The organism is Acinetobacter sp. NIPH 2100 (assembly GCF_000369805.1).
Classification (GTDB): Bacteria; Pseudomonadota; Gammaproteobacteria; order Pseudomonadales; family Moraxellaceae; genus Acinetobacter.
Genome location: NZ_KB850224.1, coordinates 938879 through 965141 on the forward strand (window position 1 = coordinate 938879; position 26263 = coordinate 965141).

The 26263-nt window shown below is 41.2% G+C and carries 29 protein-coding genes, 4 tRNA genes and 1 riboswitch; of the genes, 12 read left to right on the plus strand and 21 right to left on the minus strand.

The features are described from left to right. Window positions 1–31: 31 nt before the first annotated feature. Together scpB and F887_RS13590 are read right to left on the minus strand one after the other, a co-directional pair. A complete protein-coding gene (gene scpB / locus F887_RS13595; protein WP_005151063.1) occupies window positions 32–631 on the minus strand; it encodes an SMC-Scp complex subunit ScpB in 600 nt (199 codons plus the stop codon). Further along, complete coding sequence (locus F887_RS13590) at window positions 628–1425, minus strand: segregation and condensation protein A (protein ID WP_005151062.1); 798 nt, start codon at window positions 1423–1425, stop codon at window positions 628–630. The genes scpB and F887_RS13590 overlap by 4 nt, the downstream gene beginning before the upstream one ends. Window positions 1426–1670: 245 nt before the next feature. Between F887_RS13590 and F887_RS13585 the strand changes: the two genes are divergently transcribed. Continuing rightward, window positions 1671–2390, plus strand: coding sequence for a GNAT family N-acetyltransferase (locus tag F887_RS13585; RefSeq protein WP_005292184.1), 720 nt, complete (start codon window positions 1671–1673; stop codon window positions 2388–2390). Between the two features lie 8 nt (window positions 2391–2398). Here the strand turns inward: F887_RS13585 and F887_RS13580 are convergent, their stop codons facing one another. The 3 genes from F887_RS13580 to F887_RS13570 form a co-directional block, all read right to left on the minus strand. Then, window positions 2399–2710 carry a hypothetical protein gene (locus F887_RS13580; RefSeq protein ID WP_228129822.1) on the minus strand — a complete coding sequence of 104 codons (312 nt, stop codon included), beginning with the start codon at window positions 2708–2710 and terminating at the stop codon, window positions 2399–2401. After that, entirely contained in the window at window positions 2691–3308 is a 618-nt protein-coding gene (locus F887_RS13575; RefSeq protein ID WP_005292189.1) for an L-threonylcarbamoyladenylate synthase, read from the minus strand. Before F887_RS13575 ends, F887_RS13580 begins: the two co-directional genes overlap by 20 nt. Before the next feature lie 88 nt (window positions 3309–3396). Then, window positions 3397–4059, minus strand: coding sequence for an elongation factor P hydroxylase (locus tag F887_RS13570; protein WP_005292191.1), 663 nt, complete (start codon window positions 4057–4059; stop codon window positions 3397–3399). 96 nt (window positions 4060–4155) lie between these two features. On the opposite strand from F887_RS13570, the gene F887_RS13565 reads away from it, so the two are divergent. From F887_RS13565 to lysM, 6 genes are all read left to right on the plus strand, one after another. Continuing rightward, the gene (locus tag F887_RS13565) at window positions 4156–4716 is read left to right on the plus strand and encodes a YceD family protein (protein WP_005151051.1); all 561 of its coding nucleotides are present in this window, start codon (window positions 4156–4158) and stop codon (window positions 4714–4716) included. Window positions 4717–4790: 74 nt separating this feature from the next. After that, window positions 4791–4976, plus strand: coding sequence for a 50S ribosomal protein L32 (rpmF, locus tag F887_RS13560; protein ID WP_004638135.1), 186 nt, complete (start codon window positions 4791–4793; stop codon window positions 4974–4976). 197 nt (window positions 4977–5173) lie between these two features. Continuing rightward, the gene (gene fabD, locus F887_RS13555) at window positions 5174–6160 is read left to right on the plus strand and encodes an ACP S-malonyltransferase (RefSeq protein ID WP_005292194.1); all 987 of its coding nucleotides are present in this window, start codon (window positions 5174–5176) and stop codon (window positions 6158–6160) included. Beyond that, complete coding sequence (gene fabG, locus F887_RS13550) at window positions 6157–6891, plus strand: 3-oxoacyl-ACP reductase FabG (RefSeq protein ID WP_005151045.1); 735 nt, start codon at window positions 6157–6159, stop codon at window positions 6889–6891. The genes fabD and fabG overlap by 4 nt, the downstream gene beginning before the upstream one ends. A gap of 86 nt (window positions 6892–6977) precedes the next feature. Next, a complete protein-coding gene (gene acpP / locus F887_RS13545; RefSeq protein WP_004655272.1) occupies window positions 6978–7214 on the plus strand; it encodes an acyl carrier protein in 237 nt (78 codons plus the stop codon). Between the two features lie 206 nt (window positions 7215–7420). After that, window positions 7421–7894 carry a peptidoglycan-binding protein LysM gene (gene lysM / locus F887_RS13540; RefSeq protein ID WP_005151042.1) on the plus strand — a complete coding sequence of 158 codons (474 nt, stop codon included), beginning with the start codon at window positions 7421–7423 and terminating at the stop codon, window positions 7892–7894. A gap of 79 nt (window positions 7895–7973) precedes the next feature. Here lysM and F887_RS13535 read toward each other — a convergent pair whose 3' ends face one another. Continuing rightward, complete coding sequence (locus tag F887_RS13535) at window positions 7974–8741, minus strand: hydroxymethylpyrimidine/phosphomethylpyrimidine kinase (RefSeq protein WP_005292198.1); 768 nt, start codon at window positions 8739–8741, stop codon at window positions 7974–7976. Between the two features lie 93 nt (window positions 8742–8834). Between F887_RS13535 and F887_RS13530 the strand changes: the two genes are divergently transcribed. Continuing rightward, window positions 8835–9509: an HAD-IA family hydrolase gene (locus tag F887_RS13530; protein ID WP_005292200.1), complete on the plus strand. Its 675-nt coding sequence runs from the start codon at window positions 8835–8837 to the stop codon at window positions 9507–9509. Between the two features lie 50 nt (window positions 9510–9559). Here the strand turns inward: F887_RS13530 and ribB are convergent, their stop codons facing one another. Beyond that, window positions 9560–10219, minus strand: coding sequence for a 3,4-dihydroxy-2-butanone-4-phosphate synthase (ribB, locus tag F887_RS13525; protein ID WP_005292202.1), 660 nt, complete (start codon window positions 10217–10219; stop codon window positions 9560–9562). A gap of 95 nt (window positions 10220–10314) precedes the next feature. Then, window positions 10315–10471: riboswitch (FMN riboswitch) on the minus strand. A gap of 187 nt (window positions 10472–10658) precedes the next feature. Between ribB and F887_RS13520 the strand changes: the two genes are divergently transcribed. Beyond that, window positions 10659–10871 carry a hypothetical protein gene (locus F887_RS13520; RefSeq protein WP_005292203.1) on the plus strand — a complete coding sequence of 71 codons (213 nt, stop codon included), beginning with the start codon at window positions 10659–10661 and terminating at the stop codon, window positions 10869–10871. A gap of 14 nt (window positions 10872–10885) precedes the next feature. After that, on the plus strand, window positions 10886–12076 hold the full coding sequence (locus tag F887_RS13515; protein WP_005292206.1) for a hypothetical protein: 1191 nt from the start codon (window positions 10886–10888) through the stop codon (window positions 12074–12076). Window position 12077: 1 nt separating this feature from the next. Here F887_RS13515 and F887_RS13510 read toward each other — a convergent pair whose 3' ends face one another. The 12 genes from F887_RS13510 to F887_RS13455 form a co-directional block, all read right to left on the minus strand. Further along, complete coding sequence (locus tag F887_RS13510; RefSeq protein ID WP_005292208.1) at window positions 12078–13868, minus strand: patatin-like phospholipase family protein; 1791 nt, start codon at window positions 13866–13868, stop codon at window positions 12078–12080. A gap of 191 nt (window positions 13869–14059) precedes the next feature. Continuing rightward, window positions 14060–14440, minus strand: coding sequence for an aspartate 1-decarboxylase (gene panD / locus F887_RS13505; protein WP_004655255.1), 381 nt, complete (start codon window positions 14438–14440; stop codon window positions 14060–14062). 144 nt (window positions 14441–14584) lie between these two features. Next, window positions 14585–15166, minus strand: a complete 582-nt coding sequence (pth, locus tag F887_RS13500) for an aminoacyl-tRNA hydrolase (protein WP_005151029.1) — start codon at window positions 15164–15166, stop codon at window positions 14585–14587. A 19-nt stretch (window positions 15167–15185) separates the two neighbouring features. After that, complete coding sequence (rplY, locus tag F887_RS13495) at window positions 15186–15482, minus strand: 50S ribosomal protein L25 (protein ID WP_004655250.1); 297 nt, start codon at window positions 15480–15482, stop codon at window positions 15186–15188. Between the two features lie 97 nt (window positions 15483–15579). Then, window positions 15580–16533, minus strand: coding sequence for a ribose-phosphate pyrophosphokinase (locus tag F887_RS13490; protein ID WP_005210915.1), 954 nt, complete (start codon window positions 16531–16533; stop codon window positions 15580–15582). Between the two features lie 37 nt (window positions 16534–16570). Further along, window positions 16571–16645: transfer RNA gene (locus tag F887_RS13485), tRNA-Gln, on the minus strand. Between the two features lie 85 nt (window positions 16646–16730). After that, window positions 16731–16805, minus strand: a tRNA-Gln gene (locus F887_RS13480). An 85-nt stretch (window positions 16806–16890) separates the two neighbouring features. Continuing rightward, window positions 16891–16965, minus strand: a tRNA-Gln gene (locus F887_RS13475). A gap of 29 nt (window positions 16966–16994) precedes the next feature. After that, window positions 16995–17069, minus strand: a tRNA-Gln gene (locus F887_RS13470). Further along, window positions 17068–17901 (minus strand): 4-(cytidine 5'-diphospho)-2-C-methyl-D-erythritol kinase, encoded by an 834-nt coding sequence (gene ispE, locus F887_RS13465; protein WP_005292212.1) that lies wholly within the window; start codon window positions 17899–17901, stop codon window positions 17068–17070. The genes F887_RS13470 and ispE overlap by 2 nt, the downstream gene beginning before the upstream one ends. A 14-nt stretch (window positions 17902–17915) precedes the next feature. Then, window positions 17916–18497 carry a lipoprotein insertase outer membrane protein LolB gene (gene lolB / locus F887_RS13460; protein ID WP_005292214.1) on the minus strand — a complete coding sequence of 194 codons (582 nt, stop codon included), beginning with the start codon at window positions 18495–18497 and terminating at the stop codon, window positions 17916–17918. A 6-nt stretch (window positions 18498–18503) separates the two neighbouring features. Further along, complete coding sequence (locus tag F887_RS13455; RefSeq protein ID WP_005292216.1) at window positions 18504–20222, minus strand: tetratricopeptide repeat protein; 1719 nt, start codon at window positions 20220–20222, stop codon at window positions 18504–18506. 79 nt (window positions 20223–20301) lie between these two features. On the opposite strand from F887_RS13455, the gene hemA reads away from it, so the two are divergent. Together hemA and F887_RS18600 are read left to right on the plus strand one after the other, a co-directional pair. Beyond that, the gene (hemA, locus tag F887_RS13450; protein WP_005292218.1) at window positions 20302–21585 is read left to right on the plus strand and encodes a glutamyl-tRNA reductase; all 1284 of its coding nucleotides are present in this window, start codon (window positions 20302–20304) and stop codon (window positions 21583–21585) included. Between the two features lie 184 nt (window positions 21586–21769). Further along, complete coding sequence (locus tag F887_RS18600; RefSeq protein WP_005292220.1) at window positions 21770–23062, plus strand: YadA C-terminal domain-containing protein; 1293 nt, start codon at window positions 21770–21772, stop codon at window positions 23060–23062. Between the two features lie 48 nt (window positions 23063–23110). Here the strand turns inward: F887_RS18600 and F887_RS13445 are convergent, their stop codons facing one another. Both F887_RS13445 and F887_RS13440 read right to left on the minus strand, forming a co-directional pair. Then, complete coding sequence (locus F887_RS13445; protein ID WP_005292222.1) at window positions 23111–24997, minus strand: DNA primase; 1887 nt, start codon at window positions 24995–24997, stop codon at window positions 23111–23113. A 128-nt stretch (window positions 24998–25125) separates the two neighbouring features. Then, a complete protein-coding gene (locus tag F887_RS13440; RefSeq protein ID WP_005292224.1) occupies window positions 25126–26226 on the minus strand; it encodes an outer membrane protein assembly factor BamD in 1101 nt (366 codons plus the stop codon). Window positions 26227–26263 lie beyond the last annotated feature (37 nt).

A 26263-nucleotide genomic window follows, 5' to 3' on the forward strand; every position in this document is an offset into this window, starting at 1 on the left:
CTTAGACATAATGATCAACAGTTCACCTTTCTCAGGACTTCGGCGCATGTGCGTCGAGTGTCATGAATGCTTCCTTGGCGTTCTGCAGGGGAGGCAATTGACCTAGCGATGCTAAACCAAATGCATTTAAAAATTGGGGCGTTGTAACTAACAACGCAGGTCTTCCAGGCAAATCTCTGAAACCAGCTTCTTTAATCCAGTTCCAGTCAAAAAGATTTCTCAAGATTTGGCTATTGTTGGATACACCACGGATTTGTTCGATATCAGCACGTGTTACCGGCTGATGATATGCAATGACTGCGACGGTTTCGAGTAATGAAGGTGACAATTTAGTCGGACGCTCTGGCCAAACTTGTGCAATGATATTTCTATACTTTGCACGTACCTGAAAACGAAAACCTTGTGCAGTTTCAATCAGTTCAATTGAGCGACCATGTTGTAACATCGCCAACTGCTGTAAAAAAAAGCGTAATTGCTGTTTATTATATTGGTTTTGAAACGCTTCTTTTAGTCGCGCAAGTGAAACTGGCGAGTCACTGGCGAACAAGATTGCTTCAATTTGCAATAAAACGTCATGATGAATGTCTTCGAGTGACATGCCTTCAGTTTGATCAAGTTGCTCTAAACTCATGCTGCAACTCCTTGAATGGTCAAAGGAGCTTCAATTCCACTATGAATAATCTGAATCTTTTGCTGACGTGTTAACTCAAGTACCGCCATAAAGGTCACCACCATACCCATACGACCTTGTTGGGGATTTAATAATTCGATAAAACTTAAAGCCTCGCCTGATGCGAGTTGGCTTTCAATAAAAGCAATTCGTTCTTCTAACAAGACCGGTTCCTGAGCCACGACATGGGTGATCGGTTCAGGGCGATTGAATACGCAGAATAAAGCATCACGTAATGCATCGACATCATAACCTTCATAAATGGGGGCAATGTGCCCAATACTCACGTTGGTGCTAAAGGTATCGCGCTCAAAGATTGGCATTTGTCCCAATCTTTCAGCCGCTTGCTTAATACGTAAATAGGTTTCTAAACGATCAATCAGTTCTTGTTTTGGATCTTTTTCAAATTGATCAACGGCCGCAGGTTTTGGGAGCAGTAAACGCGATTTCAAATCTGCGAGTAATGCCGCCATCACCATATAATCAGCGGTTAGTTCGATATTGAGTGATTTCATGCTATCCATATAGGATAAGTATTGCGTGGCAATCGGTGAAATATCGAGCTGTAATAAATTAAAGCCGTTTTTTTGAATCAGATAGATCAGAAAGTCTAAAGGACCTTCAAATTGTTCGAGTAAAATTTCAAACGCAGCGGGCGGTATATACAAATCTTCGGGTATGACTTCTTGCCACTCGTCAAGGACACGAATGGAAGGTGTTAGCTCCAAAGTTGTTGAAGGGAGAATTTGATTCATTACCGTTATGAGCCACGCGAATTTTCAAAAGCATGAAAGATATAATTTTGTGTGCAAAAAGGGCACATGCTACCGAGAGCACGCCTATTCTAATCGAAATCCCCAATTTAATAAATTACTAGCTTACAAAAACCTTAAACTTCTCAGGGTATTTTCTTTATTTATATAACATGAGCTAGGGCATATAAAAAACTTATGCTTAAATTAACAACGAAATCATTATTTTTATTAAATTATAAATTGCGATGAAAAAATATTTAAAAACACAACAGAACCAGTTTGGACAACGTATCGGTTTCTTCGTCGAAAGCGATGCGCCTAGCCAAGCGATCAATGAAAATTTGGTGGGTCAATATGTCAAACTGATTCATATTACCGATGAAATTTCTGATCAAGCAGCAAGTCAGATTTGGGAAGCTGTATCCACAGAACCGAATGCAGCATGTTGGACTTATTTACCTTATTCTGCACCGCAGAGCAGAGAAATATTAAAAGACACATTACAAAATCTATTTGGTTTTAAAGGCTCAACTCATTTTTTGATTGAAGTAGCTGGTGAGATACAAGGCTGGATTGCGCTATTAAATCCAAGACTTGAACAAGGCGTGATTGAAATTGGCAATGTCTATTTTTCTCATCGAATGAAAAAGTCCAAAGCTTCAACCGAAGTGATCTTCTTATTCTTACAACAATGTTTTTCCCATGGTTTTCGACGAGTGGAATGGAAATGTGATGATTGTAATGCACCGTCTAAAGCGGCGGCCTTACGTTTTGGTTTTCAGTATGAAGGATTATTTCGTCAAGATCGAATTACAAAAGGGCATAACCGCAATACGGCATGGTTTTCGATTATTGATGAAGAATGGCCCGCATTGGAAAAAATCTATCAACAGTGGTTAAGCCCTGATAATTTTGATGCGCAAGGTTTTCAGAAACAGCGATTGTCAGATTTTAATGTAATTTGATTCAGATACTAAGCATCATAAATTGCATATTCGATAATGCGTTGACATTGATCTCGAATGCACAAATTTTGACTTTCTAAATCTGCAAATAGTTCTTTTACTAAAAGAACTTCTAAAAAATATTCAAAAATCGAGTTGTTATACCGAACTTGTATTAATCCGTCGTGGGGCTCTTTTAAAACAAGAGCTTGTGACTCTAAGAGCCAAGGTTCAATGGCATATATTGTTTGATCATCTTGATAATCATGTATGTTCAGTAAAATTTGGAATAAATCCATTTTTTTCTCTTTTATTCTAGGCCTATTCAAAAGCACTGACATCACCGACACCACGACGGATAACTTCAGGGTTTTCTCCAGATAAATCCACGATACTGGTGGTGGATAACGTACCGAAGCCACTATCAATAAACACATCAATACGTTTACCAAGCTGATTTTCAATATCAAAGGGATCATCCAGCGGATCTTTTTGATCAGGTAAAATGAGGGTACTGGTTAAAAGTGGTTCACCTAGTTCTTTTAATAGCGCCTGAGCCACGGGATTACTTGGAATGCGTAAACCAATGGTTTTTTTCTTTGGGTGCATTAAACGTTTAGGTACTTCACTGGTCGCGGGCAAAATAAAAGTAGTGACCGCTGGCGTATTATTTTTTAACAAACGATACATCGCGTTATCGACTTTGGCATACGTGGCAATATCGGATAAATCACAACACATGATGGCGTATTGGTGCTTGGGTCCCAAACCACGAATTTGTGCAATCCGTTCCATTGCATTTTTATTTCCGATTTGGCAGCCGATTGCGTACGCAGCATCTGTTGGATAGACCACAACATCACCCGCACGGATACGGTCTACTGCTTGTGTGATTAAGCGCGCCTGTGGATTTTCAGGATGAATATGTAAATGCAACATTATTTTAACTCCCTGATTTATACGGCTAAATTCAGTATGAAACTTGTTAGGGGCATGTTGCAAGTCTTAGATGTGATAATTTTGTCATTTAATCAAGGTGTTCACGTTTAAATTCATCGAGTTGTAATGGTGTTCCATTGCGGGTAGACACACAGATGTAATGAATGAAATGTGCTGCATCACGCGGTAATTTTGCTTCGCCAGAAAAATAACGTTGTACTTGCGCAAAAACATGATCTTTAAATTGATCGCCATTACCGCCATCGCCGGTTAAGTTATCCAGTGACACACGGAATTTTCGACCAAAAGCAGTCGCAAATAGCCATTCTATGGCCTGAGGTTTTATTTCAACTTGCTCGAACAGTGTTTGTTGCTCTGAACTTCGTCCATCAGGCGCATACCAATAACCTAGGTCGGAAAGCAGGCGGCGTTGCTCGCCAGCAATGCTCCAATGGCTGATTTCATGCAGGGCACTATTGAAGAAACCATGGGCAAATTGGATCTTGGCAGGGTGCTCAGAAGTAGCTGGGAAATACTCTGGTTCAAAATCACCTTTAACTAGTGTGACATTATGGTGGGAAAACCAGTGATTAAAGTGTAAAATAAGCCAATCGACCTGTTCTGGTTCTGTTGTTACCTTTTGCCAAGATGAACGTTGCACTTGATCTAGCGTTAACACAGGAACAGAGGTTGAATGGGTGCTTCCAAGTAATGAAGATGTTACTTCAAGTTGCGGCTGCAACAGGTACATTGCTTAATTTACCCCGAGTTCTGTCTAAAGAAGTACAAAATTGTATCTTAATCTTTGACAGAGTACCGATGAATTTGTAGAATTGCCGCCTTAATTATGTCAGCAAATACTTTTCCAAGCCAAATCGAGCCATTTAAATGGGCTGAACAGGGCTTTACATGGTCAGGAACACTGCCATTGTCTCGCTTTGCTCGTATTGCTCGAGAAGCTGTTGGTTCAATTGATGATCAATTGATCAACATAGACTGTAAGCTATCAATGGATATCTATCATCGTATTGTATGGTTAGATGGACACACTGAAGCCAAAGTTCCAATGGTCTGCCAACGTTGTTTGGAAGCCGTTGAAATTGAATTGGTTTCAGACTTTCATTTAGCTTTGATTGATGATGAGTCACTGATAGAGCGATTGGATGAGGATGCTGATTTCATCGTTCTAGGTGAAAGTGAATCTTCAAAAAAAGGTGATTATGATGCACCTGCAGTGATAGATTTGCTCGCACTACTAGAAGATGAGCTGTTATTGTTGGTGCCTTTATCTCCTAAGCATGATGCTTGTGAGCATAAGCATCAACCTGCCACTCCAGATGTTGTCGAAGAGAAACGGGATAATCCGTTTGATGTTTTGGCAGGTCTGAAGGGTAAACTTAACTCATAATTTATGTTATAATGTTGAGTTAAGACAACTGAATTTGTTCTGATCCATTTTTTCGATCTTTGTAAGGAGCCATCATGGCCGTTCAGCAAAACCGTAAAAGTCGCTCTCGCCGTGACATGCGCCGTTCACATGACGCTTTAACCGAGAATGCATTATCTGTAGACCAAACTACTGGTGAAACTCATCGTCGTCACCACGTGACTAAAGACGGTATTTACCGTGGTCGTCAATTATTCGCTAAAGCAGCTGATGCTGAATAATTGAACTATATGCATTAAGCGTTAGCTTAAAGTATAGAAAAAATGGGAGCGAAAGCTCCCTTTTTTGTTGTTTTTCGCAATTATAAAAAGAATTAATCAATGTTAAATTGCCGCATCGCTAAAGAGTCTATTGTCATTCTCATGTAGAATTATGAGTGTTGATAAAATTGGCGGTAGACTAATTTAAGGATTTTTATATGTCGACTAAACGACTTGAGCAGGCTGCTCAAGCAACAAAAACAGCATTTGTTTTTCCGGGTCAGGGTTCTCAAAAAGCAGGTATGCTGGCTGAACTTGCAGAGCAGTTTGGTGTTGTTCAAGATACATTTGCTGAGGCATCGGCTGCGCTAGGTTTTGACCTGTGGCAGATTGCCCAAACGGGTGAAGGCTTGGATCAAACTGAAAATACACAACCTGTGTTACTGACCGCAAGTATTGCGCTATGGCGTGTGTGGTTAGAGCTGGGTGGTATTGTGCCGAAATACTTGGCTGGTCACTCTTTGGGAGAATACAGTGCGCTTGTTGCTGCGGAAGCAATGAGCTTGGCTGATGCCGTTAAACTGGTTCATTTGCGTGGCAAGCTGATGCAGAATGCTGTTCCTTCTGGTGAAGGTGCAATGGCTGCAATTCTCGGTTTGGCGGATGAGAAAGTGGTTGAGCTTTGTCAAAATGCATCTGCTGCGGGTCAAGGTTCAGTTGAAGCTGCAAATTATAATGCACAAGGCCAAGTCGTAATTGCTGGTAGTGCTGCATTGGTTCAGCAGGTCATGGCCGAAGCCAAAGAACAATCAGGTAAAGCGATCGCATTGCCTGTTTCTGTACCATCGCATTGCACTTTAATGAAACCAGCGGCAGAAAAGTTTGCTGAAGCTTTGGAACAAACTGCCATTGAGCTACCATGCCTTCCTGTAATACAAAATGTCAACGCGGAAATCGCGACAGATGTTGCTCAATTACGTCAGGCGTTAACGGCTCAATTGTACCAATCAGTACAATGGACGCGTACGATGCAATATCTGCAAGATCAAGGTATCCAGTACATGGTTGAATGTGGACCAGGTACGGTGCTGAGTAATCTTGCTAAGCGATTACCGAACATAGAAAAAGCATTTGCCCTAGATAGCAAAGCACGTATGGAAGATGCCCTAAACGCAGTGTTAGTGGCAGAAGGAAAAATTGCATGACACAACAACGAAAAGTTGCGTTAGTGACAGGAGCAAGCCGAGGCATTGGCGCAGCGATTGCACAGCAACTCATTCAAGACGGTTTTTTTGTGGTTGGTACCGCAACTTCTGAAGCAGGCGCGCAAAAGCTGACAGAAAGCTTTGCTGAACACGGGACAGGTGCTGTACTCGATGTTCGCAATGGCGAAGCGATTGATGCACTGGTTTCAGACATTGAGCAAAAATATGGTTCGGTGCTGGTATTGGTCAACAATGCAGGTATTACCAAAGACAATTTGCTGCTGCGTATGTCTGAAGATGATTGGGATGACATTCTCAATATTCATCTGAAAGCAGTTTACCGTTTGTCTAAGCGTGTATTGAAAGGCATGACCAAAGCACGTTTTGGCCGCATTATTAATATTAGTTCAGTGGTTGCACATTTTGCGAACCCTGGGCAAGCGAACTACTCAGCAGCAAAAGCAGGGATTGAAGCATTCAGTCGTAGCTTAGCCAAAGAGATGGGTAGCCGTCAGATTACAGTGAACAGTGTTGCACCTGGTTTCATTGCCACTGAAATGACTGATCAGTTAAGCGAAGATATTCGTAAAAAAATGACTGATCAAGTAGCTTTAAATCGTCTAGGTGAACCTCAAGATATTGCAAATGCAGTGAGTTTCTTGGCGAGCGATAAGGCTAGTTACATTACTGGTACAGTTTTACACGTAAATGGTGGTCTATACATGGCCTAAGTGGCGATGTATAAACTTTTAAAAAATCTTATATTCAATTAAACTAGTGGCAAATTAAAACGCCACAAGCAATGAGGAGAATTCCTGTGAGCGATATCGAACAACGCATCAAACAAGCAGTAGCTGAACAATTAGGTATGCGTGCTGAAGAGATTAAAAACGAAGCATCTTTCATGGATGACTTAGGTGCTGACTCTTTAGATTTGGTTGAACTTGTAATGTCTTTTGAAAATGATTTTGACATCACGATTCCAGATGAAGATTCAAATGAAATCACAACTGTTCAATCTGCAATCGATTACGTAACTAAGAAACTTGGTTAATCATCTTGCATGATCAAAAGCCACCGAAAGGTGGCTTTTTTGTCCCAATATGTTTTGCAACAGAATGTTTTTCATCGAGTTCTAATTTATATACATATATTTACAAGACCGCGTTAAATTGAAACTTGAGCCATTTATTTTTTCTGTATAACTAGATGTAGGTCTATTTTGACTATATGCAATTAATAATTACAGAGGAAATAACAATGGGTCTTTTTGATTTTGTTAAAGGTATTGGTAAGAAGAATACAGCACCTGCAGAGCCACAAGCTGCACCAGCAACGCCAGCTGAACCATCAGCTCAAGAGATTGCGAATAAATTATTAGGTTTGATTAAAAGTTTAGGTCTTCCGGTTGATGGTTTATCGGTCACATATAATGGTAATACCGATACAGCAACGATTAAAGGGCAGGTTAAAACCCAAGCAGATAAAGAAAAGATTGTGCTTGCTGTCGGAAATATTGATCATGTAGCGCAAGTTGATGATCAACTTAGTGTGGAAACCCCTGAGCCAGAAAGTAAATTTTATACCGTGAAATCAGGTGACAATTTGTCTAAGATTTCAAAAGAATATTATGGTGATCCAAACCAGTACAATAAAATTTTTGAGGCGAATCGTCCATTACTCAAAAATGCAGATGACATTTTCCCAGGTCAAGTATTGCGTATTCCACAGTAATGTGTGGACACTCAAAAAGGCGCTGAATGCGCCTTTTTTATTTGATTATTTCCAGAAAATTGATCACTTTCAAAGTAGCCTAAAACCGTTTTGGAATCTTTTGCCCATTCGGTACAGGTGTTTCAGCATGTTTTAACACGCCAAATAGCCACGTTTCCGCATGTTGAACTGCAATTTTTAATGAATCACCGAGTGCCAAACGACCCGCGATAAAGCTTGCTAATGAGCAGCCCGAACCATGGTATTGACCTTCTAAACGAGGGCAGCGGCTTTCTGCAATCATTTTACCGTCAGCATAGAGTACATTACGGATATGATCAGGAGTATCTTCATGACCGCCTTTGACCAATACCGCTTTTGCACCCATTTCAAAAAGTTTTTGTGTGGCTTGTTCAATATCATCGAGACCTGTTAGGGCTCTTAACTCAACCGTATTCGGTGTGATCACCGTTGCCAAGGGAATCAGTTCAACAAAGGCTTTGACTAATGTGGCTTGATCACCCAGTGAACCACCGCTATTTGCCACTAAAACTGGATCGAGCACATAGAGATAATCGGGATGTTCACGTAAAAATTCAGCCAGCGCAGCAATATTGTCTGTCGTGCCTAACATGCCTGACTTTACACATTTAATTGGTAAGTCATCCACCACTGCATTTGCTTGCGCGAGTAGTAACGCTTTTGAGGTTGCTTCAAAACCAAATACTTGTTGTGAGTTTTGAATCGTCAAAGCGGTACATGCAATTGCAGCATGTGCACCACTTTGCCCAATCGCTTCAATATCTGCCTGTAAGCCAGCACCCCCAGATGGATCTAGCCCTGAAAAACAAAGTACGGTAGGACGCACTGCAATTTCCTTTTATTCTGCAATCTACGGTAGTATAAGGAAGTTTCGAGAAACTCTCGACTGTGTTGTGTAAGGCTGTAAGAGATTGAACGAATGACGATCAAAAATATTCTAATCGATTTAGATGGGACTTTAACCGATCCTAAAACAGGGATTCATGGTTCAATTCGTTTTGCTTTAGAAAAGTTAGGGCAACCTTTGGCTGACGAGGTTAATCTGGACTGGACCATTGGTCCGCCATTGAAAGCATCTCTCGCAAAATTACTAAATACCCAAGATGATGATCTGGCTGAGCAGGCCTTGCTTGCTTATCGTGAGCGTTTCTCGGTGACCGGCTTATTTGAAAATGAAGTGTATCCATCGGTGGCTGAGACTTTGCAACAATTGCAATCACAAGGTTATGCTTTGTTTTTGGCAACAGCAAAGCCAACAATTTATGCGAAACAAATCTTGGTTCATTTTAATCTAGCCCAGTATTTTGCCGAAATGTACGGCAGTGAACTGACAGGCGAGCGAACCAACAAAGCAGATTTAATCGCTTATATACTTGAACAAGAACAGTTAGATGCACAGCAGTGTATTATGGTAGGCGATCGCCAATATGACATTATTGGTGCGCGCGCCAATGCAATTGAAACTATTGCAGTGAATTATGGTTATGGCACGGCAGAAGAGTTGGCTCAAGCACAACCAGTGACTCAAATTTCGCAATTTAGCGCATTAATTGCATGTATTAATGAACTCAATGCAGAACGCAAAGTTTCATAAAATGAACTGTTAAAAAAGCCTCGATGATTCGAGGCTTTTTTTATGTCTAATCAGACATTGTGTATTAAACGGTATTGTACTAGTTCTTCAATACTAATCACGGTCAAGCCATGTGTTTGCGCATACGCCAAAACTTGAATGCCTGAAGCCATAGAACCATCTGGATTGGTTAATTCGCATAGGACCCCAGATGGCTTTAAACCCGCTAGACGCGCTAAATCAACTGTACCTTCGGTATGACCGCGACGGCTTAAGACACCGCCTTCACGTGCACGTAATGGGAATACATGACCAGGTCGACTAAGATCACTGGCAATAGCGCCATCTTGGGTTGCAGCAAGAACAGTGGTCACACGATCTTTTGCTGATACGCCAGTTGTTACACCTTGAGCAGCTTCAATGGTCACGGTAAATGCAGTTTTAAACTGGCTAGAGTTATCGACCACCATTGGCGGTAGCGCTAAGTGATCAGCTAATGCTTCTGTTAAGCATAAACACACAATACCTGAACCATCACGAATCATTTGTGCCATGGTTTCGACAGTTAAGGTTTCAGCAGCAATAATCAGGTCAGCTTCATTTTCACGATCAAAATCATCCATCACCAATACAGGTTTGCCTTGACGGATATCTTCTAAAGCTTGTTGAATACGTTGTTCAGCAGGGGAAAGGGCTGAAAAGAAAAGTTCGGGTTGGACTAAACTAGACATAATGAAACGCTCTCGTAAATTGGATACGGTTGAACATTTCAGGACTGATGTAAAAATAAGCGGACACCAAAACAAACCAAAAGTTGTTTTGGGGGTTTCGTCTTCTTTCATCCGGACTATACCGTCGGCTTTGGAATCTCACCAAATCTGCGAGTATATAAAATATATACAGGCTCGTGGGCTGATTAGGTCATATGAGTACAATGCCTAACTTACCACCGGTGGGGAATTTCACCCCGCCCTGAAGCGATGTACTTTGATTATAGCCAGATTTTTAAGTGAAAAGGCAACTTTTTATAGAATGAATCGTTCTATAAAAATTCAAAAAATTGCTGAGAATTGGATCAACTTTTTTAACTGCTCAGTGAAACTGGTAATACATTTAAATTGAGCATAGACTCAAAAGATAAAACAACAATAAAGCGGAAGGATCACTCCAATGGAGAAAGCAGATAAAACAGAGTTAGAACAATTGGCACAACAGTTACATCGGCCAGTGATGAGTCTTCAAGCATTTTCACAGTTATCCAATCAAGATTTGAGTTGGCTTAATCAACAATTACAACAAACCATAGAAAATGAAGACAAGAAACTGAATCAAAGTTTGTATCAAACGCCTTTTTTCCTGCGTTGGCTATTTCGAGATAAATAAAAGGATGGGACACCATGACTCGACTTGCAGTACAGGCAGAAATTATCAAGCTCTCTCGCATCTTAAAGGTCACAGAGCAGCAATTGGCCTTTATGCAGCCTTTGGCACCTGAGAGCTTAAGACAATTTCGTTTTGCGATCTTGGAGCGTTTACAAAAGCAGCAAAAAAAGCGTTTCCGTTATTTGGCGACATGGGTCAATTGGCTACCGCATTGGATCAGTGTTTTTATGGTCAAGCACTTTTTGGACCCGTTTATCGTGGCGCAAATAGCAGTGTATTTGCCTACTGAAAGTTCTTATCGAATCGCCAAGCATTTGCCTGCTAAAACTGTGGCTGCAATCTCGGTGTATTTAGATCCAAGATTAGCAAGAGAGTTATTGGGTTATCTGACCACGCATCAGATTACCGATATTACTCAAGTTCTGTTAGCGCAGCGTGATTTTGTGACCATTGGACGCTTTGTCAGTATGCTATCTGACACGGTTTTATTAGATGTTGCACAGATTGTCGAAAGTGAAAGTGATTTATTGGAAATTGCGTTTTATATTGAATCTCGTGAGCAGATCGATCATTTGGTGCATGTATTGCCAAAAGAGCGTATCGAGCAAGCGTTATTGATTGTAGGTGATCCGACACAACGGTTGGTATGGCCCAAAGTTTTGGCTTTAATGAGTTATATCAGTTATGGCTTGAAACAGGAGTTGGGTGATCTGGCAGTTCAGCAAGGAGAATCTGTAGTGAATGCGATTATTCAAGCAACACAGGAAGACCAGCTTTGGGAGGATATGTTGCCTGTAGTGGCTTGTTTATCTCCACAAGCACAAAACTTTGTGGCAAATCTGCCAGCTTTGAGACAAGTTGAAATTATTCAAAGTATTGTGGAGGCCGCAGATCGCTGTGATTTGTGGGCAGATATGCTGGTGATCGTCAATTATATGCAAGACGAAGCACGGCAAACGGTGGCAACCGCAATTGCGCAGATCGATGAGGAGGTATTGCATCATATTGCCTATGCCTCATTGCTACGTTCACAATGGGAAGTCACCTTTGACATTATGCGGCGCATGCCTGTTGAAAAGCAGCAACAATGCCATCGTATCCTTGATGGTTATATGCAGCAATTAGACCCTGAAACCTATCAATATTTGGATAGTTTATTGGATCGCTACCACATTCAATCTTCGTTGACGCCATCACATGGATAGATTAAGCGTTTGGTAAAGTCTCACGAATCGGGAGTAGTGTTTCTAAAGCATGCTCATAACCGCGCTCTACCAATGTATCTAATTTATGCCAGTCAAACATGCCAATGCCTTCGATGGGCATGCGAATATGTAAATTGGCACGTTCGATTGCAGCGGTTTGAATCATGGTGTCGCTGGCTAGGGTTGCTGTCCGCATTAAAATTTCTGCTAGTCGTGGTGCATGTAGCAATTTATCTTTAATGATTTTATTCCAATTCAGTAAGGCGCTTTGATCAGGTTCGTCCAAACCGATGCCTGGGACTCGGATATCGTCATGTAGACTGACATTACTGGCAATAATGGTCCCTCTTTCCAGATTCTGCATTACGTCGGTAGGGAGGTTATTAATTACACCGCCATCACAGAGCAGGTTTTCATGCCAAGCCACAGGAGGCGCAACACCTGGCACGCTCATGCTGGTTCCGACCCAAGTGGCCAGTTCACCTTGATCATGAATTACGGCCTGACCTGTAGTAAGGTTGGTTGAAATACAGTAATAGGTCTGTCGGAGTTCCTCAATTCGACGATGTCCAAAAATGGCATGCAGGCGGCTATGGAAACGTTGGCCTCGAATCAAGGAAACGCGAGGCATGGTGTAGTCATTGAGATAGTTTCGCGCCACAAAAGTTTCATAGGCGATATGGGTCATTTCAACACTATCAAAACCGCAGGCAACCAAAGCAGCGACAAAAGCCCCCATACTGGTACCACCGACTATATCAATCGGGATATGTAATTGTTCTAGCGCCCGAATCAAACCGATATGGGCAAAACCACGTGCACCACCACCACCAAGTACCAAGCCAACACCCTGACTGGAAATTTGGCGAGCAACCGCACAGATATCAGCTTGGGCCCAAGGATGAATAAAGTAATGCGCGCGGGCATGGTACAACTGCTTCCAAATCAGCGTATGTGGGGAAGGGTCACCTTCGGAGCGTAACAGGACCAATTCAATCGGACTTTGCCATTCATGTTGATTAAGCACATGCGATAAAGGGGTCTGTGTCGGTGTTTGATTTGCTTCAGCCAATATGAGGATTCGATCTGCTTGATGGAGACAGCGTTTTGACCATTCATCGTCACTACTATTGGCGGCATAAAGCACATAGCAATGCTTTTCTTCTAGGCTGGCCAGCCATTGGCGCAGTTGTAAATCCTCGCTACTGTAATCCAAAGGGGTTTGGCTAAACCCAGAACCAAACAGCGCATCTACATGGGCTGCGGTGACTAAACGTGCATGAGGCCAGCGTTGTAAATGTTCTGTCAGTTTCTCTGCCAGATGAGTGGCAGGAATATGCGTCGAGACAGGAATGACCGAAAGGGTGCGACTATGCCCCATGGCATGGGTGAGTTGCTGCTCAGGTTGAGAGCGATGAATAATCAAACGAGACAGTGCAAACAAAACTTTGGGATATTCGTGGATGAAATCTAAAAACTGTTGCTGTGGAATACCCAATAATGCAGTATCTCGAATGGCATTGACTGTACAGTGATGCGGTTGGTTGGAAATGACACCCGTTTCACCGACAATTTCGTTTCGACCGTAATAGCTGAGTAAACCTGCTGAGCTGGTGAGCTTTACTCGGCCATAGGCAACAATATAGACATGATCAGCAATATCATGCGCACAATACAACTGTTGTCCTGTTTGCAGATGGCGAATATGACAATAGGCAACCAAGCTTTCCAGCGTCGCGTGATCTAATTCTGCAAAGAGGCTGACTTTGCTGAGAATATTCAGAATATCCATATTTTTCAAATTATCGTTATTGTCTATTTATTGAATAAGGGCTAGTGCTGTTTTACAAGTTGGGTTAGGTAAAACTCGGCCTTATTTTTCAGTGTTTTTGTATTTTTAAGAAATGGCAGATTTGGGAGTTTTTCACAATAAAAAAAAGCCAGTTCATATTGAGTGGCTTTTTTCAGAATCTGTTTTATTGCTTATGCAATTTGCACAGGAATACAGTTTGCGGTGTGATTGACTGTATTGTCTGGATTTGCATACACAAGTCGTGGTTTGTGAAGATTTGCTTCTACTTCAGTAAAGTCACCGAAAGTCGCAATAATCACTAAATCGCCTACATCAGCTTGATGCGCAGCGCCACCATTGACTGAAATAATACCTGAATCGTCTTCACCACGAATTGCATAAGTTGTGAAGCGTTTGCCGTTAGTTACGTTCCATACGTGGATTTCTTCGTATTCACGAATCCCTGCTAAGTCCATTAATACGCCATCAATTGCACAAGAGCCTTCATAATGAAGTTCTGCATGAGTCACAACTGCACGGTGAATTTTACATTTTAATAAACGAGATAGCATGGCTAGCGTCTCCTGAGTAAGACCTAAGATGAATATCTTATGGGTGACTTGTCACGTTTTCCGCGGGCTATAGGCGGTTTGATGCGCATTTTGCGCTTAAAAATGCAATATGGCAAGCGGGATTGATCAACAATTCAGTTTAAGTTAAGCGGGCTTGTAAGCGTTAATTTGATTCATGGCCTGTGAGACTTGTCCATCAACAAGCATTTTCACTTTAGAGAGGGCATGATCAATTGCTGCGTCCATTAAAGCTTGTTCACTGCTAGGCGCTTTGCCGAGCACATGACCAGAAACACGCTCTTTAGCACCAGGGTGCCCAATTCCAATTCTTAAACGGTGAAAGTTAGCGCCGATATGAGGAACGATATCACGAAGACCATTATGTCCACCGTGTCCGCCGCCTGTTTTCAAACGAATAACACCAGGATCCATATCCAGTTCATCATGTGCAATCAGGATTGCTTCAGGTGCAACTTGATAGAATTTAGAGAAAGGAACAACACTTTGACCAGAACGGTTCATGAAAGTGGTAGGGAGTAATAAGCGAACATCATGACCTTCAACTTGGCCACGACCACTGTATCCATGAAATTTTGGATCAGCTTTTAGAGAAATGCCATAACGATCTGCAAGCTGTTCTACGAACCAGAAACCTGCATTATGGCGGGTTTGGGCATATTCCTTTCCAGGGTTGCCCAAACCAACAATTAGCGAAATATTTGACACTAATTTACGCCTTTAACACTTACGCGCGTTTGAAGTCAGCGTGCATAGGTGTATTTTTAGCAGGGTGACGTTGTAACGCTTGGATTTTAACGTTTTCAACTTTGTCACCGATTTTGATTTCGATAACTTCTTCGAAGAAAGCGTTGTTTTCTAAAGCTTTAACGATTTCACGAAGCTCTAAAGTAATTGTTACAGGCTCAGCGCTACCACCATAGATGATTGCTGGAATTTGAGCAGCGTGACGAAGGCGGCGGCTCGAACCTTTCCCTTGTTGTGCTACTTCACGTGCTTGAGCGTTTAATACGAAGTTTGCCATGGGCATATCCTCATTGAGTTTGAGTAACTAAACTTGCGACCAGTTTAGTGATAGAAAAACCCTAGCGAGCTAGGGTTTAAGAAAAAAAGCTGGGCTATTATAGATAACTATCGAACATTGCGCTAATAGATTCTTCGTTATTGATACGACGAATTGTTTCAGCAACCATGCTAGCAACAGAAACTTGGCGAATTTTGCCTAAGCTCAATGCTTCATCTGAAAGAGGAATGGTATCTGTAACAACCAATTCATCAATCACAGAATTACGAAGGTTATCAATGGCTTTGCCAGATAAAACAGGGTGAGTTGCATAAGCAACAACACGGCGCGCACCAAACTGTTTCAGTGCATCCGCAGCTTTGCAAAGCGTACCTGCTGTATCTACCATGTCATCAACGATGACACAGTCACGATCATTTACATCACCAATCAAATGCATCACTTGTGATTCATTTGCTTTTTGGCGACGTTTATCGATGATAGCTAAGTCGATATCACCCATTTGTTTCGCAACAGCACGGGCACGAACAACACCACCTACGTCAGGTGAAACCACCACGAGGTTGTGATGTTGTTGTTGACGTAAGTCAGCGAGTAACGCTGGCGTACCGTAAATGTTGTCAACAGGGATATCGAAGAAACCTTGAATTTGGTCTGCGTGTAAGTCAATCATTACCACACGGTCAATTCCAACGGTTGTTAGCATGTCTGCAACAACTTTCGCTGTAATTGGTACACGAGCAGAACGTGGACGACGATCTTGGCGTGCATAACCGAAATAAGGAATGACAGCAGTGATACGACCAGCACTTGCACGACGCAAAGCATCAGCCATAACCAAGATTTCCATCAGGTTATCATTGGTAGGCGCACAGGTAGACTGGACGATAAAAACGTCTTTACCACGAACATTCTCAGTAATTTCAACTGAAATTTCACCATCAGAGAACTTGCTAACAGAAGCAGCACCTAATGGAATATGTAAATGGCTTACGACTTTTTGAGCGAAATGTGGATGAGCACTTCCACTAAAAACGACAAGATTGGGCATGAAGCACCCTTGGCGGTTGGCTTATAATGAATTTGGATGGCAGGGGCGGCTGGATTCGAACCAACGGATGCCGAGATCAAAACCCGGTGCCTTACCACTTGGCGACGCCCCTAATGCGGCAGAACTTTAAAGGTTTTAGATGATAATGTCAATATAATTGATCAAATATCAATATAAAACAAGTCTGTCTTAATATATGGCAGGGGCGGCTGGATTCGAACCAACGGATGCCGAGATCAAAACCCGGTGCCTTACCACTTGGCGACGCCCCTAATGCGGCAGAACTTTAAAGGTTTTAGATGATAATGTCAATATAATTGATCAAATATCAATATAAAACAAGTCTGTCTTAATATATGGCAGGGGCGGCTGGATTCGAACCAACGGATGCCGAGATCAAAACCCGGTGCCTTACCACTTGGCGACGCCCCTAAATATTACATATATCTACAGATGAAAATTGGCAGGGGCGGCTGGATTCGAACCAACGGATGCCGAGATCAAAACCCGGTGCCTTACCACTTGGCGACGCCCCTAACATGTAACTGAAAAATGTCGTAAAGGTGATTCTGCTAGACTGTTAACCAAGTAAGCTTTACAAGGCGAGTTTTGCAAAATTTGCTCTATATCCATTTCATAGGTTACTTCAATAAAAACACAAGCACCTGTACCTGTAAGCTTTGCTAGACCAAACTGATCTAAATATTGCATTGCTTCTTCTACTTCAGGGTATAACTGTCGAGCCAGAGGTTCAAAGTTATTTCCAAAATTAGAAGGTTCTAACTGATAGGCGCAAAATGTAGTGATCTTAGAATCTCTTGTCAATGTTTTTTGCGAAAAAAGCTGTTGAGTGCTGATAAAACAGTCAGGTTTTAAAATTATGAATTTTTTTTGAGCTAAGTCTATGAATGATAAATGTTCACCGATGCCTTCGGCCCATGCATTACGACCTAAAACAAAGATCGGAACGTCTGCACCAAGCTGTACGCCATAATCGGCCAATTGCTGTTCATTTAAGCCACATTGCCAGAGTTGATTGAGTACAATTAGTGTGGTTGCTGCATTGGATGAACCACCACCAAGACCCGCACCCATTGGAATATTTTTTTCGATATTGATGCTGAGCCCACATGGTTTTTTTGCATGTGGGCGTAATAATTGTGCTGCACGATAGATTAAGTTCTGTTCGAGTGTGACTTCGCTTAAACCCGCAATTTGAATGGTTTCTTCTGTATGCGGTTCAAAAGTCATCCAGTCATATAAATCAATGAGTTGAAATATAGTCTGTAATTCATGATAACCATTTTCACGACGACCTGTGATATGCAGAAACAAGTTCAATTTGGCAGGGGAAGGCACTCTAATCATAAAAACAATCTAAATTATCGGTTTTGAATTACCATTGTAATACGGTTTTCTTTGTCATCAGCAAGTGCTTGCTTCAACAAAAGTTTATTGGGCAAGGTTTGGTCATCGTTATAGCTGAAATCAACAGTCCAGCCATCTTCAATGAGCTGTTTCAAGCGATTTTGTTCGTCTTTGCTCGCTTGTGCATTTTGCGTTGCAGGCTTGGCTTGTACCCAGTAGGCAAGGTGCATAATCGGTGCCTGCCAACCTGTCGCTTTTTCCAGTAATTCTTCAGGTGTAGCTGCCGTAATCAGACCTGTTTTCGCACTGTTTAAGGTGACTTGACCTGGTTTGCCTTCAATATGTGTTTTCCCAACCCCTAAAATTCCAGTCAGTTCAATATCAAACTGCTCTTGTTGCTGTACCCAGGTAAAAAAAGCACTGCCCGATTGCTGAGGGGTACGCACACCAATTTTGCCCTGTAAGCTAAAATTATTTTCATCTTGGATTTGGGGTGAAGCAATCACTTTATTGGGCTGGCTTAAATGTTGGCAGCCAGTTAACAATAGAACGCTACTGCTACATACCGCGACGCATAATTTTGAAAACAAGCGCATGTTCTTTTAACTCTTTTTTACAGTGATGGGTAAGATTAAGCTATCAAGTTGTTGTAATTGTGGGGCATTGGCATGTTTTTGTTTCAATTGCTGTAACACCTCGCTAAATTGCGTGAGTGCCCCTTGCATATACAATGCTTTGGCATAACGGATACCGATATTGACATTGCCACTAATGGAATAAGCTTGGCCTAAAACTTTAGACGCAGTATCAAAGTCATTTTGTAAAAAGGCGATATAGCCCAATGTATCTAAAATCGATGCTTGTTCAGGTGCGAAATCCAGTGCCAATTCTGCGTATTTACGCGCTTCTTTGAGACGGCGATTTTGCAGTGCCAAAGTGTAGGCATAAGCATTCAGATAGGTCGGACTATTTGGCTCAATCGTTAAAAGTTGTTTTAAGGTTTTGTCTAATTTATCTCTATCTGTATACGGATCAAGCAATAATACTTCTGCATAAATCAGTTCAGGGTCATCAGGTAAACTCTTAATGGCTTCATCCAGCAAGGCCAAAGCTGCCTTTTTGTTGTCCATTTTCTTTAAAATGTCAGCCTGCGCTTGATATAAAAAACTTGCATGTTGCGGATAGTTGACCCGTTCTTGCGTTAAAAAACGTAAGCCATCATTCAACTGCCCCTGTTTCTCAAAAATCGCAATCATATTACGGCGGGAAACAATATATAAGCTGCCATCAACCAGACGATAATAGGCTTTTGCGGTTTCATAATGCTGTTTACGTTGTGCATTGATCGCAAGGTAATAGTAAGCCTCATTTTGGTATTTTGCAGATGAACGTAATTCAACCAGATATTGTTCAGCTTTTTCATACTGCTTTAAATCGATACTGGTCAGACCTGCAATAAACAGGGCTTCTTCGGCTTTTGGGTGATCTTTAATGATATCTTCAAGTTTATCCAAAGCTTCTTGTTGCTGATTGATTTGAATGTAATAACGCGCTTCAGCCATTCGTACATCAATATTATTTTTATTTTTCCGACTGGCTTTTTCAAACCACTTTTTAGTCTCTTCATCATCACGTAAAGCCATTAGCAGATTGGCTTTCATTAAAATAAAGCTGGTCGATTTTGAGCGTTTTCGTAATGCACGATTAATATTATTTAGTGCTTGTTCGTACAAGCCATCTTGTGCTTCTAAACCAGCAATCAGGGCTAAAATGGAAGGATTGTTCCTTTCTGCACTTGCTCGAAGTGCATTGAGCAGAATCTCACGATCTTGTGCTTGTTCAGGTGCGATTCCCGCTAAAATTTCTTCAAGATCGGCAGTCGGATCAATATTTAAAATCTTATCTAGCGTCTTGGCTGCGAGTTCATACTCATGTGTTTTTAATGCAATATGCGACAAATAAAATAAAGCGGGAACATCTTTAGGTTCTTGTTCAACCCAATGGGTTGCAATGTCCAAAGCAGACTGTAAATCATTATATTCTAAAGCAATATCTAGAGCGCGTTGCTTAATGGTGGTCGAGTTGCTTCGAATCGCAAGTACAGTATAGTTGTGTAGCGCGGTTGCAATATCATCATAAGCAAGAGAAAATTCAGCAATCATGCTTTGTTGAAGCGCATGTTCAAAGCTGTTATCTGCATACATGTCGTGTATTGCTTGTGCAGAGACATAAGAGCTCATGCTACCTAACAACAAGATTGTGGTAGAATACCGTCTAATCGTCTTGCCGCTAAAAAGGGTACGGCGATATAGCTGACGCAATTTTTATTGATCCAAAGTAATGCTTTTTATGACACCGATGTTGCACAATAACATAAATTTAGCGAAATGATGATCTGATATGTCTTTCTTTGCATTGGGCGTCAACCATCAAACAGCTTCTGTTGAACTTCGTGAACAAATCGCTTTCAATGCAGAGCGATTAGCTGCGCTATTGCTTGAACAAAACCAAGGTTCATCATTGAATGATATGGTGGTTGTGTCGACCTGCAATCGTACCGAAGTGTATGCCATGACAGAGGATGCAGATAGCGTTCTGAATTGGCTGGCCCAAGTGAATAATATTGATGTAAAACAGTTAATTCATCATGTTTATCGTTACGAGAACGCCCAAGCTGTTACACATTTAATGCGTGTTGCCAGTGGTTTAGACTCATTGATGTTGGGTGAGCCACAGATTTTAGGGCAAGTTAAAAGTGCATTAGCGCTCTCTAAAGATGCAGAAACTGTTTCGCCTGAATTGAATAGTGTTTTTGAATATGCATTTTATGCTGCAAAACGGGTTCGTTCTGAGACGTCTGTTGGAAGTCATGCCGTTTCAATGGGTTATGCCGTTGCACAGTTGGCATTGCAAGTTTTTAGTCGCCCTGAAAAGTTAACCGTTATGGTGGTTGCAGCAGGTGAGATGAATAGTCTTGTTGCCAAGCATTTAGCAGAAATGGGTGTTGCCAAAATCATGATTTGTAACCGTAGTCGCGAGCGGGCAGATCTTCTTGCACATGAAATTGCACATCAAGTCGATGTAGAAATTATTCCATTTGCAGAGCTTGCACAAAATTTGCATAGAGCTGATGTTGTTTCCAGTTGTACAGGTAGTTTGCATCAAGTGATCGGATATGCTGACGTTAAAGTCGCTTTAAAGAAACGCCGTTACCAACAAATGTTATTGGTCGATTTAGCGGTTCCACGTGATATTGACCCAAAAGTTGAATCGCTGGATAACGTCTATTTGTATGGCGTTGACGATTTGCAAAGCGTCATTGATGAAAATTTAGCGCAACGTCGTCAGGCTGCGGTTGAAGCTGAAATCATGGTCAATCAATTGGCAACCCAATTGATGACGCAACAAAAAGTAAAAGAGGCGAGTGGTACGATTCAGGCTTATCGCCAGCATAGTGAAGAAGTGAGCCAAAAAGAATTGTCGCATGCGCTTGAGTCTTTACAGCACGGAAATTCTGCTGAACAGGTACTTCAAGAGTTTGCACATCGTTTAACGCAAAAGCTGATGCATCCAACTTCTATTTTACTCAGAGAAGCGGCAAAAGCGGAAAATCCAGATTACTTTGAATGGCTGCAACAACATCTTCAAGATGTGTTTGAGCATGAGCGTAAGCCGAGACAGTAAGGAGGCTTTTTAGTCGAATTTAATAATTTATTTTAATTTATAAGTAAAAATTGATTTGCCTTAGTCCGATATTAACTGAATAACTTTTTTAGAGTAAATAACGATTTATATTTTATTTGCATAGTAGATAGAATAGAAGTATTTTATGCATCTGAAAAAAATTACTTTAAGAAAGAAGTATATAATGAAATTAAAACATCAAATATTAACCCTGTCGCTAATCTCAATTTTAAATACACATCTTCATGCTGAAGATGTTGTAACAGAGAATCTTCAAGTCAAGAGTCCGTATGGTGCAGTGGTAGCTTCAATCTCAGCAGGGGCTGCAGAAGATGCTTATTTCTATATGCGAGGAGAGAGCTATATCTATGGTACATCTACCGTCATAGGAGAATTAAAAGCAACAGAATTGAATGCTGATAATATACGTATGACAGATAACAATAACAACACGCTGTTAGAAATTTCAGAGCAGAACGATGGTAAGGCTAATTTATATTTAAAAGGCTATAGTCATATAAGCGATGATTTAGTTGTTGGTGAAAAAATTATTACAAAAGATTTGGAAGTTAACGGCACAATAAGAGGGAATCTTTCTGGCAATATTGTGAGTAATGACATCTATGTAAAGTTCTTAGAGAGTGAAAATCAGAGAACTCAGTCATTAGAAGTAACTGGGCGTTTAAATGCAAAAAATATAGATTTACAAGGAACCAATATCTCTTCTTTAGCTGATGCTACACAAGATAATCAGGCGGTTAATTTAAGACAATTGAACTCAGCATCAACTAAAAATTTAGCTGATGCGAAAATTTATACTGATAACACTGCAAAAAGTTTACGCGATGAGAATAAGGCGGAGTTTGTAAAAGTAAATAAAGCAATACAAGATGGTGATAAAGAAACTTTAGCCTTAGCAAATAAAAATACTGCAGAGATAGCGGCAACGATTCGTTTAGACATGGAAAAAGCAGATACAACTGTTTTAAACAACTCCAAGTCATATACAGATAATGCTACAAAAACTTTGCGCGATGAAAATAAAGCAGAAACTGCTAAAGTAAATAAAGCGATGCAGGATGGTGATAAAGAAACTTTAGCACGGGCGTATAAAAATACGACTGAGACAGCCGCAACGATTCGTTCTGAAATGGAAAGAGCGAGTATCAATGTTTTAAATAATTCTAAATCTTATACTGATTTCCGTGTTGATCGCTTAAATGAAGATTTGCAATCTTTTAAAAAGGATTCTTATGCAGCCACTGCAGCAAGTCTTGCAACAGCATCTTTACCACAGCCGAGTAATGCTGGCTATAGCATGGTAAGTGCAGGTACTGGGACCTGGAAAGGTCAACAAGGATTTGCAATTGGAATGAGTGGAATCTCTGAAGATAATAAAGTGATTTATAAGTTGGCAGGGACAGGTAATACTCAGGGTGATTTTGGTGGTTCTGCTGCTATTGGGTATCAATGGTAATTCAAAAGATCAGGATATAAAAATCTCTCGTTGCACGAGAGATTTTTCTTAGGACAATAAGCGCAAACTAATCTGCTTAGTGAGTTCATTCAGCTGTTGGCGTAAATTGCGTGATTCAATTAAAGAAATAGGCGATTTCAGCTTTAAGCGTAAATATTTTTCTTGTAACCCTAAAGCATATTCCTTGGCAAGTTTGTCCGCAATTTCAGGTGCTTGCGTTAAAGATTGGATATTGGTACGTTGCATAATATCAGCCAGCTCATGGCTATAACTGCTACATGCACCGAGTACATAATAGGTCGCCAGTTCCTGATCATCAGGTAAATCATCAAACACAATATTCAGTGCAGCTAAAATTTTCGCCAATAATTCATTTTGATCAATCACTGCACGTAATTCTTCAAAATGAATATACAGGAACGGGTGATGCATCAAAATTGCTACCGCAAAATCTTCATCTTTGGTATGAATGTTAAAAGATAAAGATGCATCATGGCTGATCTGAGGGGTAAAGCGTTTGCCGAGACCGAGTTTTTCGCGGAAAGATTGCGTGAGCAAATAACGAAATGAACCATGTTTGGGTAACAATTCCGTCAATTCACGCAGTTCACCCATCACCAAGCTTTTGCCTTCTGGGGAACTAATATCATGCTGTCCAGTCAAATGTGCGAACACAAAGTCTGATAGCAGCGGCGCTTGCTGTAATAGTTTTTGGAAATTTTCTAAGCCTTCACGACGGATCAGCGAGTCAGGATCGTGTTCATTGGGTAGCACAAAGAATTTTAATTCACGACCATCATTAAGCAGCGGAAGCGCAATTTCTAAAGTCCTTCGTGCTGCTTTTTGCCCTGCGGCATCACCATCAAATGCAATTGTGATACGAGAATTTTGTTTAAATAGCGTGGTTAAATGATCTGCGTTACTGGCTGTTCCGAGTGTCGCGACTGCACCATTGATGCCATATTGCTGTAAGGCAATCACGTCCATATAGCCTTCAACCATGAACCAGTCATTGGCCTTAAGTTTACGACCCTCATATAGGCCATAGAGCAATTGATTTTTATGGAAGACTTCGGAATCAGGGGAGTTGATGTATTTGGGTTTGATTTCATCGTTTAAGGCACGACCACCAAAACCAACAACACGACCTTTATGATCACGGATTGGAAAGATCACGCGCTCGCGCAATAAGTCAAAATCTCGACCACTATCGCTGGAACGAATCAGACCGATTTGTTTTAAACCTTCAATATCTTGTGGAAAGGCTTTTTCTAAATGTTGCCAATCTTCTGGGGCATACCCTAAACGCCAAAATTGAATGGTTTGTGCAGATAAACCACGTTGTTTGAAATAGTGTTGTGCTTTTTGGCTATTGGGCAGTTGACGTTCATAAAACTGCGCAACATTTTCCAACAGGTCATAGAGGTTGCCTTCTTGTACTTGTTCTTCAATGTTAAATGAAGGATCAAATTGTGCAAAAGGATCATCCATAAAGCGATCCATATCGACAAAATGATCGTCCAGTGCTTCATGGATAGATTGGGCTGGTGCGGTTGGTTGTTCTTGTTTTGGTGGTGTTATTTGTGGAACTGCGGTCTGTTGTGGGCTGCGTTTATAAGAAAGTTTTTTATTGTCGTGATTATCTTTTGGTAATTCAACGCCTGTCTGATTAGACAAATCTTTCATCACGTCGACAAAGTTACGACTATCGATGTCCATTAAAAAGCGAATGGCATTACCGTTGGCTTGGCAGCCGAAACAATGATAGTACTGTTTATCTCGATAAACATGGAATGAGGGTGACTTTTCCTGATGGAAAGGGCAGCAGCCAGAATAGGTTCGCCCAGTCTTTTTTAACTTCACACGTTGACCGATCAAATCGACAATGTCGGTTCGATCTAAAATTTGATCAATCGTATGTTGTGGAATTGCCATGCGCGTTTAACCATCTCAAACAGGGGGAGAACATCCTTGCTCGGCAAAAATGTCAGAAATCATTGTTGCATAAAATGAAAAACAGGCAAGGGAATACTTGCCTGTTTGGTGTATCAGAAGATTGCAGATTAGTTTGCAGCATCATCCTCAGCTGTTTTTTCAGCTTCAGGCTTATCTAACAGCCCAAAGCTTAAACGGTTTTTCCAACTTGGTTTATTTTCCGTTGTCGCTGCAGGTGCTTCAGGCGCTGCGACTGGCGCAGGTGCTGCTTGTTCAGTTTCTGGTTTATCCAACAAACCAAGACTTAAACGATTGGTTAAGCTACGTTGTTCGGTATCGCTTTTCGCTTCATCTTTAACTTGATTGGTTTTTGATTCACGACCAAGTAAGCCTAGCGTTGCGCGGTTAACCCAACTTCCTTCTTTACGTGCTGCACGTAAATTCACTTCGCCATTCGATTTGACCAAGTTCGGATAGTTTAGTTTTAAAATATCAATATATTGTTGCGAGGTCGCTTTGTCACCAAGCTGTTGATAGCTATAGGCCAAAGTGGCTAATGCCTCAGGCGTTTGCGGCGTCTGTGGATAATGTTCAATTACCCATTGTGCACGTTCAGCAGCAGCCAGCCATGCTTTACGCTGAATGTTAAAACGTGCTGCATTCATCTCACTTTCTGCAAGTTCTTGACCAATAAACTTCATGCGTTGTGCCGCATCTACTGAATATTGGCTACTTGGGAAACGACGAATCAGTTCAACAAAATTTTGATATGCCACTTTCACATAGCTGACATCACGGTGTGATTGCTGTAAAGAGGTATAACGAATCAAGCTATCGTAATTCTGTTCCATGTTGGCTACGCCACGAACATAGTAAGCATAATCGACATTTGGATGCTGCGGATTTAAACGAATGAAACGATCTGCAAGCGCAATTGTGCCTTCATAATCTTTTTGTTTGAATTTCGCATAAAGAAGCTCAAGTTGAGCCTGTTGTGTATATTGCCCAGTCGGATAGTAGGTATCTAAAGCTTCAAGTGACTTTACTGCATCAGTATATTGATTACGATCAAGCGATTTTTGTGCTTTGTCGAAATAAACTTGTTCACTTGATTGTGGTCCTTTATCCACCACTTCTTTCTTACTTGGATTGCTGCTACAGCCCACAAATGCAGATGCTACACCTAAAGAAAGTGCAAGCACCGTAATTTTATAACGTGGTAGCGACATAAAAACTCCTCTGTTATTCTGGGCAATGAGCTACAAT

Bases quoted from the DNA above. Each gene is read 5' to 3' on its own strand.
- F887_RS13515 (WP_005292206.1), top strand. From the start codon at position 10,886: ATGACTCGACTTGCAGTACAGGCAGAAATTATCAAGCTCTCTCGCATC.
- F887_RS13570 (WP_005292191.1), bottom strand. From the start codon at position 4,059: ATGTACCTGTTGCAGCCGCAACTTGAAGTAACATCTTCATTACTTGGA.
- F887_RS13490 (WP_005210915.1), bottom strand. From the start codon at position 16,533: ATGCCCAATCTTGTCGTTTTTAGTGGAAGTGCTCATCCACATTTCGCT.
- F887_RS13590 (WP_005151062.1), bottom strand. From the start codon at position 1,425: ATGAATCAAATTCTCCCTTCAACAACTTTGGAGCTAACACCTTCCATT.
- F887_RS13445 (WP_005292222.1), bottom strand. From the start codon at position 24,997: ATGGCAATTCCACAACATACGATTGATCAAATTTTAGATCGAACCGAC.
- fabD (WP_005292194.1), top strand. From the start codon at position 5,174: ATGTCGACTAAACGACTTGAGCAGGCTGCTCAAGCAACAAAAACAGCA.
- ribB (WP_005292202.1), bottom strand. From the start codon at position 10,219: ATGTCTAGTTTAGTCCAACCCGAACTTTTCTTTTCAGCCCTTTCCCCT.
- F887_RS18600 (WP_005292220.1), top strand. From the start codon at position 21,770: ATGAAATTAAAACATCAAATATTAACCCTGTCGCTAATCTCAATTTTA.
- rpmF (WP_004638135.1), top strand. From the start codon at position 4,791: ATGGCCGTTCAGCAAAACCGTAAAAGTCGCTCTCGCCGTGACATGCGC.
- hemA (WP_005292218.1), top strand. From the start codon at position 20,302: ATGTCTTTCTTTGCATTGGGCGTCAACCATCAAACAGCTTCTGTTGAA.
- F887_RS13530 (WP_005292200.1), top strand. From the start codon at position 8,835: ATGACGATCAAAAATATTCTAATCGATTTAGATGGGACTTTAACCGAT.
- fabG (WP_005151045.1), top strand. From the start codon at position 6,157: ATGACACAACAACGAAAAGTTGCGTTAGTGACAGGAGCAAGCCGAGGC.
- rplY (WP_004655250.1), bottom strand. From the start codon at position 15,482: ATGGCAAACTTCGTATTAAACGCTCAAGCACGTGAAGTAGCACAACAA.
- F887_RS13565 (WP_005151051.1), top strand. From the start codon at position 4,156: ATGTCAGCAAATACTTTTCCAAGCCAAATCGAGCCATTTAAATGGGCT.
- lysM (WP_005151042.1), top strand. From the start codon at position 7,421: ATGGGTCTTTTTGATTTTGTTAAAGGTATTGGTAAGAAGAATACAGCA.
- panD (WP_004655255.1), bottom strand. From the start codon at position 14,440: ATGCTATCTCGTTTATTAAAATGTAAAATTCACCGTGCAGTTGTGACT.
- scpB (WP_005151063.1), bottom strand. From the start codon at position 631: ATGAGTTTAGAGCAACTTGATCAAACTGAAGGCATGTCACTCGAAGAC.
- F887_RS13440 (WP_005292224.1), bottom strand. From the start codon at position 26,226: ATGTCGCTACCACGTTATAAAATTACGGTGCTTGCACTTTCTTTAGGT.
- F887_RS13575 (WP_005292189.1), bottom strand. From the start codon at position 3,308: ATGTTGCATTTACATATTCATCCTGAAAATCCACAGGCGCGCTTAATC.
- F887_RS13520 (WP_005292203.1), top strand. From the start codon at position 10,659: ATGGAGAAAGCAGATAAAACAGAGTTAGAACAATTGGCACAACAGTTA.
- lolB (WP_005292214.1), bottom strand. From the start codon at position 18,497: ATGCGCTTGTTTTCAAAATTATGCGTCGCGGTATGTAGCAGTAGCGTT.
- F887_RS13585 (WP_005292184.1), top strand. From the start codon at position 1,671: ATGAAAAAATATTTAAAAACACAACAGAACCAGTTTGGACAACGTATC.
- F887_RS13510 (WP_005292208.1), bottom strand. From the start codon at position 13,868: ATGGATATTCTGAATATTCTCAGCAAAGTCAGCCTCTTTGCAGAATTA.
- F887_RS13580 (WP_228129822.1), bottom strand. From the start codon at position 2,710: ATGTCAGTGCTTTTGAATAGGCCTAGAATAAAAGAGAAAAAAATGGAT.
- ispE (WP_005292212.1), bottom strand. From the start codon at position 17,901: ATGATTAGAGTGCCTTCCCCTGCCAAATTGAACTTGTTTCTGCATATC.